The organism is Caulobacter flavus (genome assembly GCF_003722335.1).
GTDB lineage: Bacteria > Pseudomonadota > Alphaproteobacteria > Caulobacterales > Caulobacteraceae > Caulobacter > Caulobacter flavus.
Genome location: NZ_CP026100.1, coordinates 3,856,084 through 3,874,052, shown reverse-complemented (window position 1 = coordinate 3,874,052; position 17,969 = coordinate 3,856,084). Strand labels below are relative to the sequence as shown.

The 17,969-nt window shown below is 69.7% G+C and carries 16 protein-coding genes and 1 pseudogene; 11 read left to right on the top strand and 6 right to left on the bottom strand.

Translation table 11 applies throughout. The features are described from left to right. Positions 1-39 precede the first annotated feature (39 nt). Positions 40-1,236 (bottom strand): N-acetylmuramoyl-L-alanine amidase family protein, encoded by a 1,197-nt coding sequence (locus C1707_RS17725; protein ID WP_101711986.1) that lies wholly within the window; start codon positions 1,234-1,236, stop codon positions 40-42. A 541-nt stretch (positions 1,237-1,777) separates the two neighbouring features. Between C1707_RS17725 and C1707_RS17715 the strand changes: the two genes are divergently transcribed. The 5 genes and pseudogenes from C1707_RS17715 to C1707_RS27205 form a co-directional block, all read left to right on the top strand. Then, positions 1,778-4,471: an Rne/Rng family ribonuclease gene (locus C1707_RS17715; RefSeq protein WP_101711987.1), complete on the top strand. Its 2,694-nt coding sequence runs from the start codon at positions 1,778-1,780 to the stop codon at positions 4,469-4,471. Between the two features lie 151 nt (positions 4,472-4,622). After that, positions 4,623-6,029 (top strand): M48 family metalloprotease, encoded by a 1,407-nt coding sequence (locus C1707_RS17710; RefSeq protein WP_101711988.1) that lies wholly within the window; start codon positions 4,623-4,625, stop codon positions 6,027-6,029. A 30-nt stretch (positions 6,030-6,059) separates the two neighbouring features. Further along, positions 6,060-6,797, top strand: a complete 738-nt coding sequence (locus C1707_RS17705; RefSeq protein WP_101711989.1) for a DsbA family protein — start codon at positions 6,060-6,062, stop codon at positions 6,795-6,797. A gap of 198 nt (positions 6,798-6,995) precedes the next feature. Beyond that, a complete protein-coding gene (locus C1707_RS17700; protein WP_240633733.1) occupies positions 6,996-7,325 on the top strand; it encodes a hypothetical protein in 330 nt (109 codons plus the stop codon). An 84-nt stretch (positions 7,326-7,409) separates the two neighbouring features. Next, positions 7,410-7,487 (top strand): annotated as a pseudogene (locus C1707_RS27205) (hypothetical protein); the annotation flags it as partial. A 91-nt stretch (positions 7,488-7,578) separates the two neighbouring features. Here C1707_RS27205 and C1707_RS17695 read toward each other — a convergent pair. Both C1707_RS17695 and thiS read right to left on the bottom strand, forming a co-directional pair. Then, positions 7,579-8,394, bottom strand: coding sequence for a thiazole synthase (locus tag C1707_RS17695; RefSeq protein ID WP_101711990.1), 816 nt, complete (start codon positions 8,392-8,394; stop codon positions 7,579-7,581). A gap of 1,111 nt (positions 8,395-9,505) precedes the next feature. Next, positions 9,506-9,706: a sulfur carrier protein ThiS gene (thiS, locus tag C1707_RS17690; RefSeq protein WP_058346516.1), complete on the bottom strand. Its 201-nt coding sequence runs from the start codon at positions 9,704-9,706 to the stop codon at positions 9,506-9,508. A gap of 78 nt (positions 9,707-9,784) precedes the next feature. On the opposite strand from thiS, the gene C1707_RS17685 reads away from it, so the two are divergent. From C1707_RS17685 to aat, 4 genes are all read left to right on the top strand, one after another. Then, positions 9,785-10,228: a type II 3-dehydroquinate dehydratase gene (locus tag C1707_RS17685; protein ID WP_058346515.1), complete on the top strand. Its 444-nt coding sequence runs from the start codon at positions 9,785-9,787 to the stop codon at positions 10,226-10,228. 38 nt (positions 10,229-10,266) lie between these two features. After that, on the top strand, positions 10,267-10,779 hold the full coding sequence (gene accB / locus C1707_RS17680; protein ID WP_123170771.1) for an acetyl-CoA carboxylase biotin carboxyl carrier protein: 513 nt from the start codon (positions 10,267-10,269) through the stop codon (positions 10,777-10,779). 5 nt (positions 10,780-10,784) lie between these two features. Next, entirely contained in the window at positions 10,785-12,128 is a 1,344-nt protein-coding gene (gene accC / locus C1707_RS17675; RefSeq protein WP_101715890.1) for an acetyl-CoA carboxylase biotin carboxylase subunit, read from the top strand. A 67-nt stretch (positions 12,129-12,195) separates the two neighbouring features. Continuing rightward, positions 12,196-12,849, top strand: coding sequence for a leucyl/phenylalanyl-tRNA--protein transferase (aat, locus tag C1707_RS17670; RefSeq protein WP_101715889.1), 654 nt, complete (start codon positions 12,196-12,198; stop codon positions 12,847-12,849). Here the strand turns inward: aat and C1707_RS17665 are convergent. Continuing rightward, on the bottom strand, positions 12,786-13,445 hold the full coding sequence (locus tag C1707_RS17665) for a DUF2155 domain-containing protein (RefSeq protein WP_101715888.1): 660 nt from the start codon (positions 13,443-13,445) through the stop codon (positions 12,786-12,788). The two genes, aat and C1707_RS17665, sit on opposite strands and share 64 nt — an antisense overlap. Before the next feature lies 1 nt (position 13,446). Further along, positions 13,447-13,842, bottom strand: a complete 396-nt coding sequence (locus C1707_RS17660; protein WP_101715887.1) for an NADH:ubiquinone oxidoreductase subunit NDUFA12 — start codon at positions 13,840-13,842, stop codon at positions 13,447-13,449. Positions 13,843-14,065: 223 nt separating this feature from the next. Between C1707_RS17660 and C1707_RS17655 the strand changes: the two genes are divergently transcribed. Both C1707_RS17655 and C1707_RS17650 read left to right on the top strand, forming a co-directional pair. Continuing rightward, positions 14,066-16,795, top strand: a complete 2,730-nt coding sequence (locus C1707_RS17655; RefSeq protein ID WP_101715886.1) for a TSCPD domain-containing protein — start codon at positions 14,066-14,068, stop codon at positions 16,793-16,795. Positions 16,796-16,872: 77 nt separating this feature from the next. Next, entirely contained in the window at positions 16,873-17,370 is a 498-nt protein-coding gene (locus C1707_RS17650) for a pentapeptide repeat-containing protein (RefSeq protein ID WP_101715885.1), read from the top strand. Between the two features lie 9 nt (positions 17,371-17,379). On the opposite strand, the gene C1707_RS17645 is transcribed toward C1707_RS17650, so the two are convergent. Beyond that, positions 17,380-17,928, bottom strand: coding sequence for a hypothetical protein (locus tag C1707_RS17645; protein WP_101715884.1), 549 nt, complete (start codon positions 17,926-17,928; stop codon positions 17,380-17,382). Between the last annotated feature and the right edge of the window lie 41 nt (positions 17,929-17,969).

Here is a 17,969-nt window from a genome sequence, read left to right as displayed (position 1 = left end):
CGCCAACGCCCCTGCCCCTTCGCCAATCCCTTCACGGGGTCAGCGAGCGCTGATCCGTGTCTGGGCGGCGAAGTAGGTTTCAATGGAGCTGGCCACCGCGTTCATCAGCCGCTCGCGGCCGGCCGGGCTCTTCAGCAGCTTCTCGTCCTCGAGATTGGTCATGAAGCCCATTTCGAGCAGCACCGCCGGCACGTCGGGGGCCAGCAGCACGATGAAGCCGGCGTCGCGGTGGCTGCGGCGCAGCAGCACGGTCTCGTCGCCCACCTTTTCCAGCAGGGTCTCGGCGAAGGCGGCCGAACGGTTCTTGGTGGCGCGCTGCGACAGGTCCAGCAGGATCTGACCCACGGCGCGGTCGCGGCCCGGCAGGCTGGCCTTCATCAGCCAGTCGTCCTTTTCCAGCACCCGGGCGGCGCGCTCGGCGCCCTTTTCCGACAGGGTGTAGACGCTGGCGCCGCGGGTGCCGACGTCGGGACCCGAGTCGGCGTGCAGCGAGATGAACAGGTCCGCGTCGGCGCGGCGGGCGATCTGCACGCGCGATTCCAGGGGAATGAAGGTGTCGGTGTCGCGGGTCAGCACGACGTTGAAGCGGCCGGACTTCTCCAGCTTGCTCTTCAGCGCCTTGGCCGCGGCCAGGGTGACGTCCTTCTCGTTGGTGTTGGCGCCGGCCGAGCCGGGATCCTTGCCGCCGTGGCCGGCGTCGATGACGATCGTCTTCTTCAGCTTCAGCGTCGCGGGCTTGGCCGGGGTCGAAACGGTGGTCGGGCGCATGACGGCGGCCCCGGCCGAAGCCGGATCGGCGGCGGCCAGGTCGATCACGTAGCGGAAGGCGGTCGCGCCGTCGGCCGGCGGCAGCAGGAAGCGGCGCTTGACCACGGCCTTGGAGGAAAGATCGAGGGACAGGCGCGCCCCGCCGGCGGCCTCGTCGATGACCCAGCGGTCGACCAGGCCATGGCCGGCGCCCTGCAGGTCGCCGGAAACCGTCACGTTGGGCAGGCCCACGACGACTCGGCTGGCCGCGGCGCCGTCGCCGATCAGCTTGCCGACGGCCGCGCGGTCCAGGTCGATGACGACTCGGGTCTCGGCGCGGTCGCCGCCGAAGCGGACCTTCTGGACGCCGGCGGCGGGCGCGGGCCCCTGCACGGTGGCCACGGCGACACCGGCGAGCGCCAGGGCGCCGACGATCAGCGCCGCCTTCGCCCAACCCGTTCTCGCTGCTCCGATGACGACCTTACGCATTACCGCCCAGCCAATGGCGCTACCTTGGAAACCAATGACGGATATCGCCTGGGGCGGGTAGAAAAACCGTTAAGGAAACCACCGACTTCATCAATTTCGCCGGTTGCTCCACGGCGCTTTTCATTTGTCTTCCGATGTTGCTAAAGTGGCGCCGTGCGCGGAGCGACGTCGCCAGACGATGGCGCCTTGCGTGAGTGGTTCCCAATTGTCGGACGCGTCCATAGCGCCCTCATGCCGGAACCGCCGGACTTTGGAGTTTGCGGGCGATGGTCGGCGCGGGACGGATGTCTCGACGGCCAAAGCCCAAAAGGGCCCGCGTCGGGCCCTGGCCGTTCCCGGCCACGACGCGTCATCCGATCCGCGCCACCCGGCGCGTCAAAGGAAAACAAACGAAACCCCATGGGCTGCGCCGCACCCGATCGCCTCTGGCAACCGCCCTTCGAACTTCGCTCCGGCGAAGTCGCGGTCTGCGATGCGCGCGCCCTCCTTTCATATCGGCGCCCGGGCTTCGCGCCCGCCGCGCGCCGTGGAGATTCCCTGTATGTCGAAGAAGATGTTGATCGACGCCGCCCACGCCGAAGAGACGCGTGTGGTGGTCGTGGACGGTTCGCGGGTTGAAGAATTCGATTTCGAGAGCCAGACCCGCAAACAACTTCGTGGAAATATCTATCTCGCCAAGGTGACCCGCGTTGAACCCAGCCTCCAGGCTGCGTTCATCGAGTACGGCGGCAACCGCCACGGTTTCCTCGCCTTCAACGAGATCCACCCGGACTACTACCAGATCCCGGTCGCCGATCGCGAAGCGCTGATGCGCGATGATTCGCACGACGACGAGGACGACACCCCCGTCTCGCGCCGCGCCACCGGCGGCGAGGACGAGGACGACGCCAACGACCACGCCATCGACGACGAGGAAGACGACGTCGAAGAGGAACTGGCGCGCCGCAAGCGCCGCCTGATGCGCAAGTACAAGATCCAGGAAGTGATCCGCCGCCGGCAGATCATGCTGGTCCAGGTCGTCAAGGAAGAGCGCGGCAACAAGGGCGCGGCCCTGACCACCTACCTGTCGCTGGCCGGCCGCTACGGCGTCCTGATGCCCAACACCGCCCGCGGCGGCGGCATCAGCCGCAAGATCACCGCGGTGACCGACCGCAAGCGTCTCAAGAGCGTGGTGCAGAGCCTGGACGTGCCGCAGGGCATGGGCCTGATCGTCCGCACGGCCGGCGCCAAGCGCACCAAGGCCGAGGTCAAGCGCGACTACGAATACCTGCTGCGTCTGTGGGAGAACATCCGCGACAACACGCTGCACTCGGTGGCGCCGGCGCTGATCTACGAGGAAGAAGACCTCGTCAAGCGCGCCATCCGCGACATGTACGACAAGGACCTGGACGGCATCTGGGTCGAGGGCGAGGCCGGCTACCGCGAAGCGCGCGACTTCATGCGCATGCTGATGCCCAGCCAGGCCAAGAAGGTCTTCCCGTATCGCGAGCCCACGCCGCTGTTCGTCAAGAACCGCATCGAAGACCACCTGGCGCAGATCTACTCGCCGGTCGTGCCGCTGCGTTCGGGCGGCTATCTGGTGATCAACCAGACCGAGGCCCTGGTCGCCATCGACGTCAACTCGGGCAAGGCCACGCGCGAGCGCAACATCGAGGCCACGGCCCTCAAGACCAACATCGAGGCCGCCGAGGAAGCCGCTCGCCAGCTGCGCCTGCGCGACCTGGCCGGCCTGATCGTCATCGACTTCATCGACATGGATGAAGGCAAGAACAACCGCACGGTCGAGAAGGTCCTCAAGGACGCCCTCAAGGACGACCGCGCCCGCATCCAGATGGGCAAGATCTCCGGCTTCGGCCTGATGGAGATCAGCCGCCAGCGCCGCCGCACCGGCGTGCTGGAAGGCACCACCCACGTCTGCGAGCACTGCGAAGGCACCGGCCGCGTCCGCTCGGTCGAATCGAGCGCCCTGGCCGCCCTGCGCGGCGTCGAGGTCGAGGCCCTGAAGGGCAGCGGCGCCGTGACCCTGAAGGTCAGCCGCGCCGTCGGCATCTACATCCTCAACGAAAAGCGCGCCTACCTGCAGCGCCTGCAGCTGAACCACGGCGTGTTCGTCACCGTGCTGGTCGACGACGGCCTGCGCCAGGCCGAGCACGAGATCGAGCGCACCGAGCTTGGCGACCGCATCGCGCCGCCGGCGATCGCCTACGAGCCCGATCCGGTGTTCGACGAGGTCTTCGACGACGAGGACGAAGACGAGGAAGAAGAAATCGTCTCCGACGAAGGCGACGAGGACGAAGACGAGGACGAAGCGCCCCGCAAGGCTCGCTCGGACGACGATCGCGGCGGTCGCCGCAACAAGCGTCGCCGTCGCGGCCGTCGCGACGAGGAAGCCGCCGAAGAGACCTCGGAAGACGGCGAAGCCGCCGAGTTCGACGCTGAAGGCGACGCCGACGGCGACGACGAGGAATCGCGCCGCCGCCGCCGCCGCCGGGGCCGTCGCGGCGGTCGCCGCGGTGGCCGCGAGGACGGCGATCGCGCCGCCGACGTCTATGTCTGGAACCGTCCGCGCGTTCCGTTCGGCGACAACCCGTATGTCTGGCACGATCCGGAAGCCCTCGAGGCCCGTGGCGGCGAAGGCCGTCGCGATCGCGGCGAGCGTCCGGAGCGCGCCGAGCGTCCCGAACGTCAGGAACGCCCGGAGGCCGCCGAACGTCCGGAACGCGCCGAGCGTCCGGAGCGCCGCGAGCGCCGTCGCGGCGGTCGTGACCGCCAGCCGGCCGCCGAGACCCCGATCGCTCCGGTCGTGGTCGAGGACGTCGCCCCGCTGGTGCTCGAGCCGCCGGTGATCGAAGGCCCGCCCGCCGACGTCTGGGTCGAACTGCCGACGCCGGAAGAGGCCGCCCCGGCCAAGAAGCCGCGCCGCAGCCGCAGCCGCAGCCGCAAGGCCGCCGAGACCGAGGTCGAAGCCGTCCAGGCCGAGACGGCCGAAGCGATCGAAGCCGCCGCCGCGCCCGCCGAGGCCCTGGCCGAAGTGGTCGCCGAGACCGCGCCGATCGTCGCCGCCGACGTCGAGATCGCCCCGGAACCGGCTCCCGAACCCGTCGTCGAAGCCGCTCCGGCGCCGGTGGAAGCCGTCGTCGAAGCCGAGCCCGCGCCGGTCCCGGCCGAGCCCGATCCGAACGAGATCAGCGCTCCGCCCGCCCAGCCCAAGCGCGGCTGGTGGCGTCGCGGCTGATCCGACCGCAAACGACCGCGGCGGCGCCATGGCGTCGCCGCGGTTCGCGCCTATATCCCCTCCTAGACAAGCCTCGCCCTTGCGATTTCCAGCCGCGTCCGCTGCGCGCTAGACTGCCGGACGGCGCGGGGGCGCGACCAGGAGACCATCGATGACGTCCCGCAAGAGGACCGTCGGCAAGACGTTCGGCGCCGGCCTTTCCGCCCTCGCCCTGCTGGCCTCCGTGGCGGCCCCCATCGCGGCCCAGGCCCAGGGCCTGTCGCTGATCCGCGACACCGAGATCGAAGAGATCCTGCACCGCGATTCCGACCCGATCTACGCGGCGGCGGGCCTTGATCCCAAGACCGTGCGCATCCTGCTGGTCGGCGACAAGGAACTGAACGCCTTCGCCACCCAGGGCCTGATGATGGGCCTCAACACCGGCCTGATCCTGCAGACCGAGACCCCCAACCAGCTCAAGGGCGTCATCGCCCACGAAACCGGCCACCTCGCCGGCGCCCACCCGCTGCGCTCCGACGAGATGATGAAGGCCGGCCTCAAGCCGATGATCCTGACGATGGGCTTGGGCGTCCTGGCCGCCCTGGCCGGCGCGCCCGACGCCGGCGCGGTGCTGATGGGCAACGCCAGCTATTTCGGCACCTTGGGCGCGCTGGGCTACAGCCGCGAGCAGGAATCGCGCGCCGACCAGGCCGGCGCCAACTTCCTGGAGGCCACCGGCCAGTCGGGCCGCGGCCTCGTCGAGTTCTTCGACAACTTCCGCTACCAGGAGGTCTTCGACCAGTCGCGGCGCTTCGCCTACTTCCGCAGCCACCCGCTGTCGTCCGACCGCATCGAGGCCCTGCGGGCCAAGGTCGAGCGCCTGCCGCACTACGACGCCGTCGACACGCCCGACGAACTGGCCGAGCACGAGATCATGAAGGCCAAGCTGGAGGGGTTCATCAATCCCCAGACGGCCCTGATCAAGTATCGCGAGACCGATCGCAGCTTCCCCGCGCGCTACGCCCGCTCGATCGCCTACTACCAGATGAAGGAGCCCGACCGGGCCCTGAAGATCCTCGACGACCTGATCGCCGAGAACGAGAAGAACCCCTATCTCTGGGAGCTCAAGGGCCAGATCCTGTTCGAGTTCAACCGCGTGGCCCAGGCCGAGGAGCCCCAGCGCCGCTCCGTGGCGCTCAAGCCCGACGCGGCCCTGCTGCGCATCAATCTGGGCCAGACCCTGATCGGCCTGGACGATCCCAAGAAGATCGAGGAAGGCGTCGGCGAGCTGAAGCGGGCCCTGGTCAACGAGGGCGACAACGCCGTCGCCTGGCGCCTGCTGGCCCAGGCCTACGACAAGCAGGGCAAGGACGGCGAGGCCCGCCTGGCCACCGCCGAGCAGTACTTCAACCTGGGCGCGGTGCAGGAAGCCCGCGTGTTCGCCATGCGCGCCCGCGAACTGCTCAAGAAGGACACGCCCGACTGGCGGCGCGCCACCGACATCGTGCTGGCCTCCCGCCCCAGCGACCAGGACCTCAAGGCCCTGGCCAAGGAAGGCCTGACGGCGTCCAATCCCTGACCTGCGATTCCCCGAAAGACCGAGACCCGAATGCCCCTTCGCCGCCCCCTCGCCCTGGCCGCCGCCGCCATCGTCCTGACGACCGGCATGGCCGCCTGCAGCCAGCCCAAAAGCGACGAGGCGTTCGGCAAGAAGGTCCGCGCCTACCTGCTGGAAAATCCCGAGGTGCTGATCGAGGTCAGCGCCAAGCTGCAGGAAAAGCAGCTGGCCGAAGCCGCCTCCAAGTCGCAGGGCGCGATCGCCAAGCACCGCCAGGCCATCGAGCGTGATCCGCGCGACTTCGTGGCCAATCCGAACGGCACGATCACCGTCACCGAGTTCTTCGACTACAAGTGCGGCTACTGCAAGATCGCCGCGCCGCAGGTGGTCGAGATCATCGAGAAGAACCCCGACGTTCGCTTCGTCTTCAAGGAATTCGTGATCTTCGGTCGCGAGTCCGAACTGGCCGCCCGCATGGCCATCGGCGCCCAGGCCCAGGGCAAGACCCTGCCGGTCTACAAGGGCATGATGGCCGAGAAGAGCCTGGACGAAGCCGCCATCGCCCGCATCGCCAAGGCCGCCGGCGTCGACGTCGAGAAGGCCCGCGCCGCCGGCGCCTCGGCCGCCGTCACCCAGCAGCTGCAGGACGTCACCGGCCTGGCCCAGGCCCTGCACATCGAAGGCACCCCGGCCTTCGTCGTTGGCGACAAGATGATCCCCGGCGCCGACATGCAGGCCCTCAAGCTGGCCATCGAGGAAGCCCGCATCGCCGCCAAGAAGAAGGGCTGAGGCCCGGGCAGCCGGGGGCCGTCCGGGCGGCAAGGATCGCCCGGCGGTTGAAACGGCGCGGCAAGCTTTGCCGCGACCGGCCCCAGCGCTCCGCGACACGACGTCGCAACCTTTTGAAATCTTTGGAAACCGCCGTGCGAGCCCCGCTTGCACGGCGTTTGCTTTGCAACTTCCGCCAGATCAGCGGCGGGAGTTCACATGCTTATCTCCGGTTCCAATCCCTGGGCGACGATGTCGACGAGCGCGGCCGACCGCGTCAACGGCGCGACGTCCGCCTTCACCCCCGCCTCGACGGGCGTCGGCGGTTCGTCCGCCCGCCAGGAACTCTACGACTACGCCGCCAAGTCGCCCGCCGAGAAGATGCGTGCGGCCATCCTCGGCAAGCTGGGCCTCACCGAGGAAGATGTGGCGGCGATGGATTCCAAGGAACGCGAAAAGCTCGAGGCCAAGATCAAGCAGATGATCAAGGACGAGGTCACCCAGCAGGCCGAGGAGAAGAAGGGCGTCCTGGTCGACTTCAAGGCCTGAAGCCAAGATCCTCTCTGGGGGAGGTGGCCCGAAGGGCCGGAGGGGGGCGTTTTCAGCTTCCGCCGGGATCAGGGCCCAAGCCCCTGCCCGCCCCTTCATCGTCATCCCGGCCGCAGCGCAGCGGAGAGCCGGGACCCAGAGGCGACCGCAACGCGCCGGCCGCCGCCCGAAAGAAACCCCGCACGCCTTGCCCAGTCTCCTGGGTCCCGGATCGGCCTACGGCCGTCCGGGATGACGGAAAGAGATTGGGCCTCTAGATCAGCCCCGCCAGCGGCGAGCTGGGATCGGCGTAGAGCCGCTTCTGCATCCGGCCGGCCAGATAGGCCTCGCGGCCGGCGATGACCGCGTGCTTCATGGCCTTGGCCATGCGGATCGGGTCCTTGGCCTCGGCGATGGCGGTGTTCATCAGGATGGCGTCGCAGCCCAGCTCCATGCCGATGGCCGCGTCCGAGGCCGTGCCGACGCCGGCGTCGACCAGCACGGGAACCTTGGCGTTCTCGACGATGATCCGCAGGTTGACGCGGTTCTGGATGCCCAGGCCCGAGCCGATCGGCGCGCCCAGCGGCATGATCGCCACCGCGCCGGCCTCTTCAAGTTTCTTGGCGTAGACCGGGTCGTCCGAGCAGTAGACCATCACCTGGAATCCGTCCGAGACCAGCAGCTTCAGCGAGCGCAGGGTCTCTTCCATGTCCGGGAACAGGGTCTTGGGGTCGCTGAGGACCTCCAGCTTCACCAGGTCCCAGCCGCCGGCCTCGCGGGCCAGGCGCAGGGTGCGCACGGCGTCCTCACCCGTAAAGCAGCCCGCCGTGTTCGGAAGATAGGTGAACTCGGTCGGCTTGATGTAGTCGACCAGCAGCGGCTGGCTCGGATCGGTCAGGTTCACGCGGCGCACGGCCACGGTGACGATCTCGGCGCCGGCCGCGCGGGCGGCGGCGGCGTTGGTCGCGTAGTCCTTGTACTTGCCCGTGCCCACGATCAGGCGCGAGCGGAAGGTGCGACCAGCGACGGTCCAGGTTTCGTCGGCGGGGGCGGCCGGCGCGGCGGATTCGGGGGAAACGTGCGCGTTCATGCGGCCGGTTTACGCCTGGGCAGCCTGGGTTTCAAATCCGTAGAGGCGCGGAAGGCCGGCGTGAAGATCCTCCCCCTCCGAGAAGGCTCGTGCCCGAGGAAGGAGAACCCAAAGATCCTCCCCCTCTGGGGGATCGTTGCATAATGGGGTAAAACAAGAACGACTTTCCCCTTTTGATTCCGAACTGTTCTCGAACGGATTCTGGTCTGTTCTTCGACGTTCCGAATTTCGCAACAGTCCCCCTCTGGGGGAGGTGGCCCGGAGGGCCGGAGGGGGCCGTTTTCAGCTTCCGAGATGCCGGCCCAAGCCCTTCCCCCTCGATGGGGGAAGGGTTGGGATGGGGGTGACGCGGCCGTTCCGCCTCCACCGCCGCATCAGGACCGACCGCCGCAGCCACCCCCAACCCCGGCCCCTCCCACATCGAGGGGGAAGGGAGAAGACGACCCGACGGGGATCCAGCCCCGTCGATCCTCTGCGTTCAGCGAAAAGACCTGAACGATCTCAACTTCTTGCAACTTTCTCACGGTGCTGGATCAGACGGATCCAGACCGCCCGCATAATCACTTCATCCCGTCGCAGGGAGAGGGCGCAAGGATCCGGCCCGAAGCGTGCGACGCGGATGCGATCGAGCGGGGCTGAAGGAGCGGCGTGAGCCGGGCCTGAAGGCTTAAATGAGGATGGGGGACGTAAACCCATCCATCGGGAGCTTGCCTGACTAGGCTCCCGCCCGCCCAAGGGTCCGCGCCTAGCACGCACTCCTGGCCGTCAAGAAACGGGGAGCTCTGCGTGGGGAAGGGGCACAAGGCGGAAGAGGCCTGCGCGCCCCGGCCTGAGGAATAACGATCGCGCGGGGCGTCTAAGCTTCGTCGAAACGGTAATTGAAACTCACACATCCGGGCGAAGCCCGGACGCCCCGCGCCCTCTCCATCAGCTCAGCGGATTTCCGCGTGAGGCCGCCAGGCCGTGTCCGCCTGCGGCGGCCCCCTCAGTCGCTTCGCGACAGCTCCCCCAGCGGGGGAGCATCTCCAAGGGCGCCGGCGCTTCCAGATCCTCCCCCTCTGGGGGAGGCGCCCCCGGAGGGGCGGAGGGGGGCCGAGCCGAAGACGAGCCCTCACCCGCCACCGATGAACGTCACGATCTCGATGCGGTCGCCGTCGGCCAGAGCGGTGTCGGCGTACAGCGAGCGCGGGGCGATCTCGAGATTGCGTTCGACGGCCACCTTGCGCGCGTCCAGGCCCAGGGCGGCCACCAGGTCCGCGATGCTGGCGACGCCGTCGAATTGGCGGTCTTCGCCGTTCAGTAGAAGTCTCATCTCACCTCCGAAGCGAGCCCTGCTTGTGACGCGGCGGAACCGGCTATACAAGACCTCCGGAATCGACGGCGGAGCCGAATGGTCAAACCGATCCATGTGCTGAGCGGGCCCAATCTCAACCTGTTGGGAACGCGGGAGCCCGAGATCTACGGCAAGGACACCCTGGATGACGTGCGTGTGCGCTGCGAAGCGCGGGCCGCGGCCAGGGGGCTTTCCGTCGTGTTCCGGCAGAGCAATCACGAAGGCGTGCTGATCGACTGGGTGCAGGAAGCCCGCACCGAGGCCAGCGCGCTCGTGATCAATCCGGCGGGTTATGGACATACCTCCATCGCCCTCCTCGACGCCTTGAAGACCTTGAATATCCCGGTCATCGAGTGTCACCTGTCGAACCCTGCGGCGCGGGAGGAGTTCCGCCGCCACACCTTCGTTTCGCTCGCGGCGACCGGCCTGGTCTCCGGCTTCGGCGCCGCGAGCTATGAACTGGCCATCGAGGCCGCCGCCGGACTGATCAGCGTCGACTGACGTCCGCGCCCCGGCCCCAACTGATAAGGTAAGCTTCAATGTCTAATCCGAAGGCCCCCGCCGAGACGGCCGAAACCCCGTCGATCGACGCCCGCCTGGTCCGCAAGCTGGCCGATATCCTGAAGGACACCGGCCTGACCGAGATCGAGGTCGAGCACGGCGGCCTGAAGATCCGCGTCGCCCGTGAAGTGACCGTCGCCCCGGCCGCCTACGTCCAGGCCGCTCCGGCCGCCATCGCCGCCCCGGTCGCCGCTCCGGCTCCGGCCGCCGCGCCCGCCGCCGAGGCTCCCGCCGCCGCGGCCCCGGCCGCCGTCCGCGGCGACGCCGTGAAGTCGCCGATGGTCGGCACCGCCTACCTCTCGCCCCAGCCGGGCGCCGACGCCTTCATCAAGGTCGGCGACACCGTCTCGGCCGGCCAGACCCTGCTGATCGTCGAGGCCATGAAGACCATGAACCCGATCGCCGCCCCCAAGGCCGGCAAGATCGTCGAGATCCTGGTCGCCGACGCCCAGCCCGTCGAGTTCGGCGAGCCGCTCGTCGTCATCGAGTAAGCGCCATGTTCGACAAGATCCTCATCGCGAACCGGGGCGAGATCGCGCTCCGGGTTCACCGCGCCTGCAAGGAAATGGGCATCGCCACCGTGGCGGTCCATTCCGAGGCCGACCGCAACTCGATGTGGGTGCGCCTGGCCGACGAGAGCGTGTGCATCGGCCCCGCCCCGGCGGCCAAGAGCTACCTCAACATCCCGTCGATCATCGCCGCGGCCGAGATCACGGGCGCGCAGGGCATCCACCCGGGCTACGGCTTCCTGTCGGAGAACGCCCGCTTCGCCGAGATCGTCGGCGCGCACGGCTTCACCTTCATTGGTCCCAAGCCCGAGCACATCCGGATGATGGGCGACAAGATCACCGCCAAGCAGGCCGTGAAGGACGCCGGCATTCCGGTCGTTCCGGGCTCGGACGGCGGCGTCTCGACCGAGGAAGAGGCCTTCGCGGCCGCCGACCAGATCGGCTTCCCGGTGCTGATCAAGGCCGCCGCCGGCGGCGGCGGTCGCGGCATGAAGGTCGCCCAGACCCGTGAAGACCTCGCCGAAGCCGTGGCCACCGCCCGCGCCGAAGCCCGCGCCGCCTTCGGCGACGACACGGTCTACATGGAGCGCTACCTCCAGAAGCCCCGCCACATCGAGCTGCAGGTCATCGCCGACAGCCATGGCAACGTCGTGCACCTGGGCGAACGCGACTGCTCGCTGCAGCGCCGTCACCAGAAGGTGCTGGAAGAAGCCCCCTCGCCCGCCCTGTCGGCCGAGGGTCGCGCCAAGATCGGCAAGATCGTCGTCGATGCGGTCAAGGCCATCGGCTACCTCGGCGTCGGCACGATCGAGTTCCTGTGGGAGAACGACGAGTTCTTCTTCATCGAGATGAACACCCGCCTGCAGGTGGAGCACCCGGTCACCGAAGCCATCACCGGCATCGACCTGGTGCGCGAACAGATCCGCATCGCCGCGGGCCTGCCGCTGTCGTTCACCCAGGAAGACGTCGTGTTCGAGGGCCACGCCATCGAATGCCGCATCAACGCCGAGAACGCCCGCACCTTCACGCCCTCGCCGGGCACGGTGACGGACTTCCACGCCCCGGGCGGTCTGGGCGTTCGCCTGGATTCGGCGATCTACACCGGCTACGCGATCCCGCCGTACTACGACAGCCTGATCGGCAAGCTGATCGTCCACGGCCGCGACCGCGCCGAGTGCATCGCGCGCCTCAAGCGCTGCCTGGGCGAAATGGTCGTCGGCGGCGTCGAGACCACGATCCCGCTGTTCCAGGACCTGCTGGTTCAGCCCGACATCCTGGCCGGCGACTACGACATCCACTGGCTGGAACGCTGGATCAAGTCGCAAGGCTGAGGCCTTATCCTGGTCGGCCCCGGACATCGCCGGGGCCGACTGGGACGATCGGAACCAACTGACGCGCATGGACGACGCCTTCGGCCTCGACGATCTCGTCGCCTGCTACGAACGCGGCGTCTTCCCCATGGCCGACGCGCGCCATGACGAACGCCTCTTCCTCATCGATCCCCAATGGCGCGGCGTGCTGCCGCTCGACGGCATGCACATTCCCCGGCGCCTGGCTCGCACCGTGCGGTCCGAGCCCTTCGAGGTTCGCGTCGACACCGCCTTCGACGCCGTGGTCGAGGCCTGCGCCTCGTCGCGTCCCGGCCGGCTCGAGACCTGGATCAACGCCCCCATCCAGAAGATGTACGGCATGCTCTACGCCGCCGGCCGCGCCCACAGCGTCGAGTGCTGGCAGGACGGGCAACTGGTCGGCGGGCTTTACGGCGTCTCGCTGGGCGCGGCCTTCTTTGGTGAAAGCATGTTCTCGACCGCCCGCGACGCCAGCAAGGTGGCGCTGGTCCACCTGGTCGGCCGGCTGAACGTCGGCGGCTACAAGCTGCTCGACACCCAGTTCATCACCGACCACCTGGCGCAGTTCGGCACGGTCGAGATCTCGCGCGCCGACTACAAGCGCCGGCTCGCCAAGGCCCTGACGGCCGAATCCGATTTCTACTTGCTGGGGCCGGCCGCGACCGGGGCCGACGTCTTGCAGGCGATCAGCCAGGCGTCATAGACCGGATGCTCCAGCGGGTTCAGGCCCGGGGAGCTGGCGTACATCCACCCCTTGAACACCTGGCGGCCCGCCGGTGCGGCGCGTCCCGGCAGAGCCTTGGGCTGGGTGTCGATGGTCAGATAGGCGATCTGGTCGGGCGCCAGCTCGTCGGCGGCGGTGACCTCGCAGGCCCGGGCCGTGAACACCAGCGTCTTGTAGCGGATCGGCTGCCCCACCGGGACCTCGAACCGCATGGTCTCGGTCGTGACCTTGTCCAGCGCCTGGATGATGGCCACGCCGTATCGACCGCGCTTGGCGGGCTCGACGGGCTTGGCAGGAGCCGTGGCGACCGGCTTGGCCGGTACCGGATCGGCCGCGGGCGGCGGGGCCGGCTCCGGCGGCGGCGCGCCATTGGATGGCGCGGGCTGCTGAACCGGCTTGGGCGTCGGTGCGACCGGCGCGGGCTGGGCCGCTGGCGGCGTCGCGGCGACCGGCGGCTGCTGCACGGGCCGCGCCTGCTGCGGAGCGGCCTGCAACGCCCAGGCGGCGCCGACGGCGAACGGGATCGCGGCGACCAGAATCGCCGCGCCCTGCAGGCTGCGCCGCTTGAGGCTCATCTTATTCCGGCGACCAGGACTGGTAGTCGCTGGTGGCGACGGCGCGCTCGCCGCCGCGGCCGATGGCGCCCTTCGGACGCCAGGCGTGGACCGTGCCGGTCAGGTTGGGCAGGTGGTCCTTCTCCCACGCGCGACGCGGCAGCGGCGCCTGGGTCGGCGGCTCGTCGAAGGTGTAGTGCAGCCAGCCGCTCCAGTCCGGCGGAACCTTGGAGGCCTCGGCGTAGCCGTCATAGATCACCCAGCGACGCTTGCGGTCGTCGTAGCTGTCCTTGTTGTCGCGGGCTTCGAAGTAGCGGTTGCCGTACTCGTCCTTGCCCACGAACACGCCCCGGCGGGAAATGTGGAAGCGCTGACCCAGGGTCGCTCCGTTCCACCACGTGAAGATCGCTTTCAGCACTGCGCGGCACCCAATCTAGCAAAGGCCTTCGCGACCGAAAAAGCGCGGCGCGAAGCGGGCGGACTATAGGTCGCCGCGCCCTCAGCGTCCAGCAGAGCCGTCACGGAACGGCGCTTCAAGATGTTGTGGACAGCATCACCCACAGCCCCAACATCTATTGATGGTTACCGACCTCCGGTTTAGGGTTGACACCATGACGAAGCACCCGGCGCGGAATCGGCCCATGCGCTTTGAACGACTCTTCGCCGGCCGCGCGCCGGAAATCGACCCGCGCGAGATCGAGCGCCCCGACCGCTTCGTGGAAACCCTGGCTCCGCAGGGCTGGCCCGACGCGCGAGTCGAGGCTTGGCTGGACTGGGCCGCGATCGCCGCGCCGGGCGAGGCCGACGCCGAAAGCGCGCTCGACGGCGCGCCCGAACGCCACGCCGCCCGCCTGACCGCGGCCGGACGCGACGCCGGCCTGTTCGCCACGGAAGCCGACGCCCGCGCCTTCGCCGCCGACCTCGTCGACAGCGTTCTGGCGGGCTACGCCGCGCCGGCGCCCTCGGCTCCCGCCCTGCCCGCGCCGCTGCACGTTTCCGCCATCGAGTTTCGCACCGCCGCCGCCGACCATGTCGGCAAGGCCCGCGCCGACCGCCTGGCTCGCGAGGCCGCCGCCCAGCTGGAAGCGGCCCTGACGGCCGTCGCCGACGCCGTCCTGCGCTGCGAAGGCGACGCCCGCGCCTGCTCGGACCCGGCCCGCAACGTTGCCCTGGCGCGCGCCGCGCAGAAGGCCCGCGCCGCCGGCGCCAGCGACGCCAGCATCGCCGACGCGGTGGCCAGCGCCGCCGCGCCGGCCTTCGCAGCCTCCAGCGTCGAGCCTGCCTCCATCACGCCGCTGCTGGCCTTGGCCGAGCCCGCCGACGTCGCGGCCGGCGACGAGTTCGCCGCCCTCGCCGCGCGCGCCAGCTGGGAGACCGGCGGCGTCGTCCTGGCTCTGTCGCCCGCCGACGCCGAGGCCCTGGCCGCGGGCGCGACCACCCGCGCCGCCATCAACGCCGCCGCCTTCCTCGGCGAGGACGGCTTCGACACCCGCGCCTTCAGCCATGCGGTGCGGATCTGGACCGTGGCCCTCGAGCTCGAACGCCCCGTCGACGGCGCCGTCGCCCTCACCCTGGCCGGGGTCGGTGACTGGCTGCTGGCCCAAGGCCTGTCACCGGCCGACGACGCCGGACGAAACGCCGCCGCCGCGCTGTGGGCGCTGACGGCTGGCGAGGCGCTCGCCGCGTCCGCGTCGGTCGCCGAAGCGCTCGGCGCCGGCGAAGCCTTCACGGTCGAGGCGGACCGGATCATCGCCAGCCTCGCCCAGCGTGCGGATCTCGCCGCCGCCCTGACCGGACCGCTCGCGGCGCCGGCCGCCGCCGCGCTGCGGACCGCTCTCGCCGCCGTCCAGGCTCACGGCCTGCGCGGGCCTGGCCTCGTCGCCGCCTTCGAAGACGCCGAGACCGCCCTGCGCCTTGGCGCGCGGCCGGGCCTCGACGCCGGCTGGAGCCTGATCCAGGCGTCCGAAACCCTCGACGGCTACGCCGTCCCGCAGTTTTCTGGTGCCGCCCAGGCCGCGCTGCGGTCGATCGACGTCGACCTCGACGCCGTGCGCCTTCACGCCCTGGGAACCGGATCGCTGGAAGACGCGCCGGGCGTCGATCACCGCGCCCTGGCCGCCGTCGGCTTCACCGGTCACGAGATCGCCCTAGCCGAGGCCGCCCTCCGCGCCGGCGGCGACCTGCGCGCGGCCTTCGCCCCCGCCGTGGTCGGCGCCGACTTCATCGGCGACGTGCTGGGCGCCACGCGCGAAGCCCTGGCCGATCCGGCCTTCGACACCCTGGCCTTCGCCGGCTTCGCGCCCGACGCCGTCGCGGACGCCGAGGCGCACGCCGTTGGGTCGGGCCGCCTATTCGACTGCCCGGCCCTGCCTGCCGAGACCCAGGAACTGCTGCGCGCCTTCGAGGCGCCGGCCCACGCCGACCGCATAGCCTTCACCGCCGCCGTGGAGATCTTCGCCTGCGCGCCCTGGCCGCTGGCGCTGGTCGCGCCGTTCGACGCCCGCCCGGCCGACCTTCTGCGCCTCCAGGCCTCGGCGGCTAGGGCCGGCGTGCGGGCCCTGAAACTGTCGCGCGCTCCGGCGCCGGCCGACTTCGCCCTGGACCTGCCCGAAGCGCAGATCGAGACGCCGCGCGCCAGACCTCCCGAACCGATCGTCACCGAGCGCTTGGTCGAGAAGGTCGTCGAGCGGCAGCGCGAGCGCCGCAAGCTGCCCGATCGCCGCAAGGGCTACATCCAGAAGGCGGCCGTCGGCGGTCACAAGGTCTATCTGCACACCGGCGAGTACGAGGACGGCGAGGTCGGCGAGATCTTCATCGACATGCACAAGGAAGGCGCCGCCTTCCGCAGCCTGATGAACAACTTCGCCATCGCGATCTCGATCGGCCTTCAGTACGGCGTGCCGCTGGACGAGTTCGTCGACGCCTACGTCTTCACCAAGTTCGAGCCGGCGGGGCCGGTGACGGGCAACGACTCGATCAAGTCGGCGACCTCGATCCTCGACTACATCTTCCGCGAACTGGGGGTCTCGTACCTGGGCCGCGACGACTTGGCCAACGGCGACCCGCAGGAGTTCAACGCCGACGGGCTGGGCCGGGGCAAGAGCGCAGAGACAGAGGACGAGACCGAGGAGCCCGCGCCGCTGCCGGCCTCGAAGTTCATCTCCAAGGGCTTCTCGCGCGGCGCCACGCCCGACAACCTGGTGTTCGCCGCCTTCGGCCGCCGCAAGGACGACGCGGCCAAGGCCAGTGCGCTTGCCGACCAGGCGGACATCTGCCCGGCCTGCGGCGACGTGGCGCTGAGCCGCAAGGGCGGCCTGGTGGTCTGCGAAAGCTGCAACGGCCAGGCCGAGCGCCCCTCGCCCAGGGGATGAGTTTCTGGCGCGAGGCTTGCTGCGCGGGCGGCGAGTCCCGTATGTCGCCCCTTCCATCGTCAAGGACGCGTGCCGAAATGAAACCGCTGGCCCTTCTCGCCGCCGCCGCGCTGTCGACCCTGGCCCTGGCCGGTCCCGCCCTGGCGCAGAACGCCGGCCAGATCGCCAGCGTCCGTCGCGGCGCCGACTGCCCGCGCTGCAACCTGTTCCAGGCCGATCTGTCGGGCCTGACCCTGAAGGGCAAGAACCTGGCCGGCGCCCGCCTGCGCCAGTCGGACCTGTCGCTGGCCGTGATGGGCCGCACGCGGTTCGCCGGCGGCGACCTGCGCGACGTCAACGCCTATGGCGGCGTGTTCGGCGGCGCCAGCTTCGCCAAGGCCGACCTGACCAACGCCACCTTCGTCGGCGCCTACCTGGAAGGAGCCAGCTTCGCGGGCGCCAACCTGTCGGGCGTCAACTTCTCGGGCGCCGAGATGGACCGCGCGAGCGGCCTCACCCAGGCCCAGCTGAACCGGGCCTGCGGCGATCCGTCGACGACGCTGCCGCGCGGCCTGTCGATCCCCCGCTGCCGCTGATCCGAAGACTCAGCGCACCGGCAGCATCAGGTGCGCGTAAGGCGTATCCGGGAACATGACGTAGGGCTTGGACGTGTCCGGACGCGCGCCGCCCGGATAGCCGGCCAGCATGCCCGGCGCCCCGACGATCATGACGTGCGGACCGGTCTTGACCCAGTCGTGACCGTCCATCGGCTTGGTCGCATAGGGGTCGAGGTTGCTGGGGTCCGAGCCGCCCATCAGCATGTAGATGAAGCCCGGCTTGCCTTCCGGCGGCGGCTTGCGGGCGAACATGGCGCTCGCCCATTCCATGGCGTTGGCGTCGGCGCACATGGGATCGACGCCCGGCGTGGTCGGAATGTCGGGCATGCAGGTGTAGCCGTTGGTCCCGTCGCGAAGGTGGCGCATCGAGCCGTCGGCGGAGAAGCTCATGATCGCCGCGTCCTTGGCCAGAGCGGGCGGCGCGGCCGACATGGCGCTGTCGATGATCTTCTGATCCGCCGCGGTCGGCGGATCGGCGGCGTAGGCGCCCGTCGCGGCCGACAGGCAAAGGCATAGAGCGAACGCGGTCCTGAACATCGGGAACCCTCCCAGGGCGCACCCCCGACAGCGGCACCATA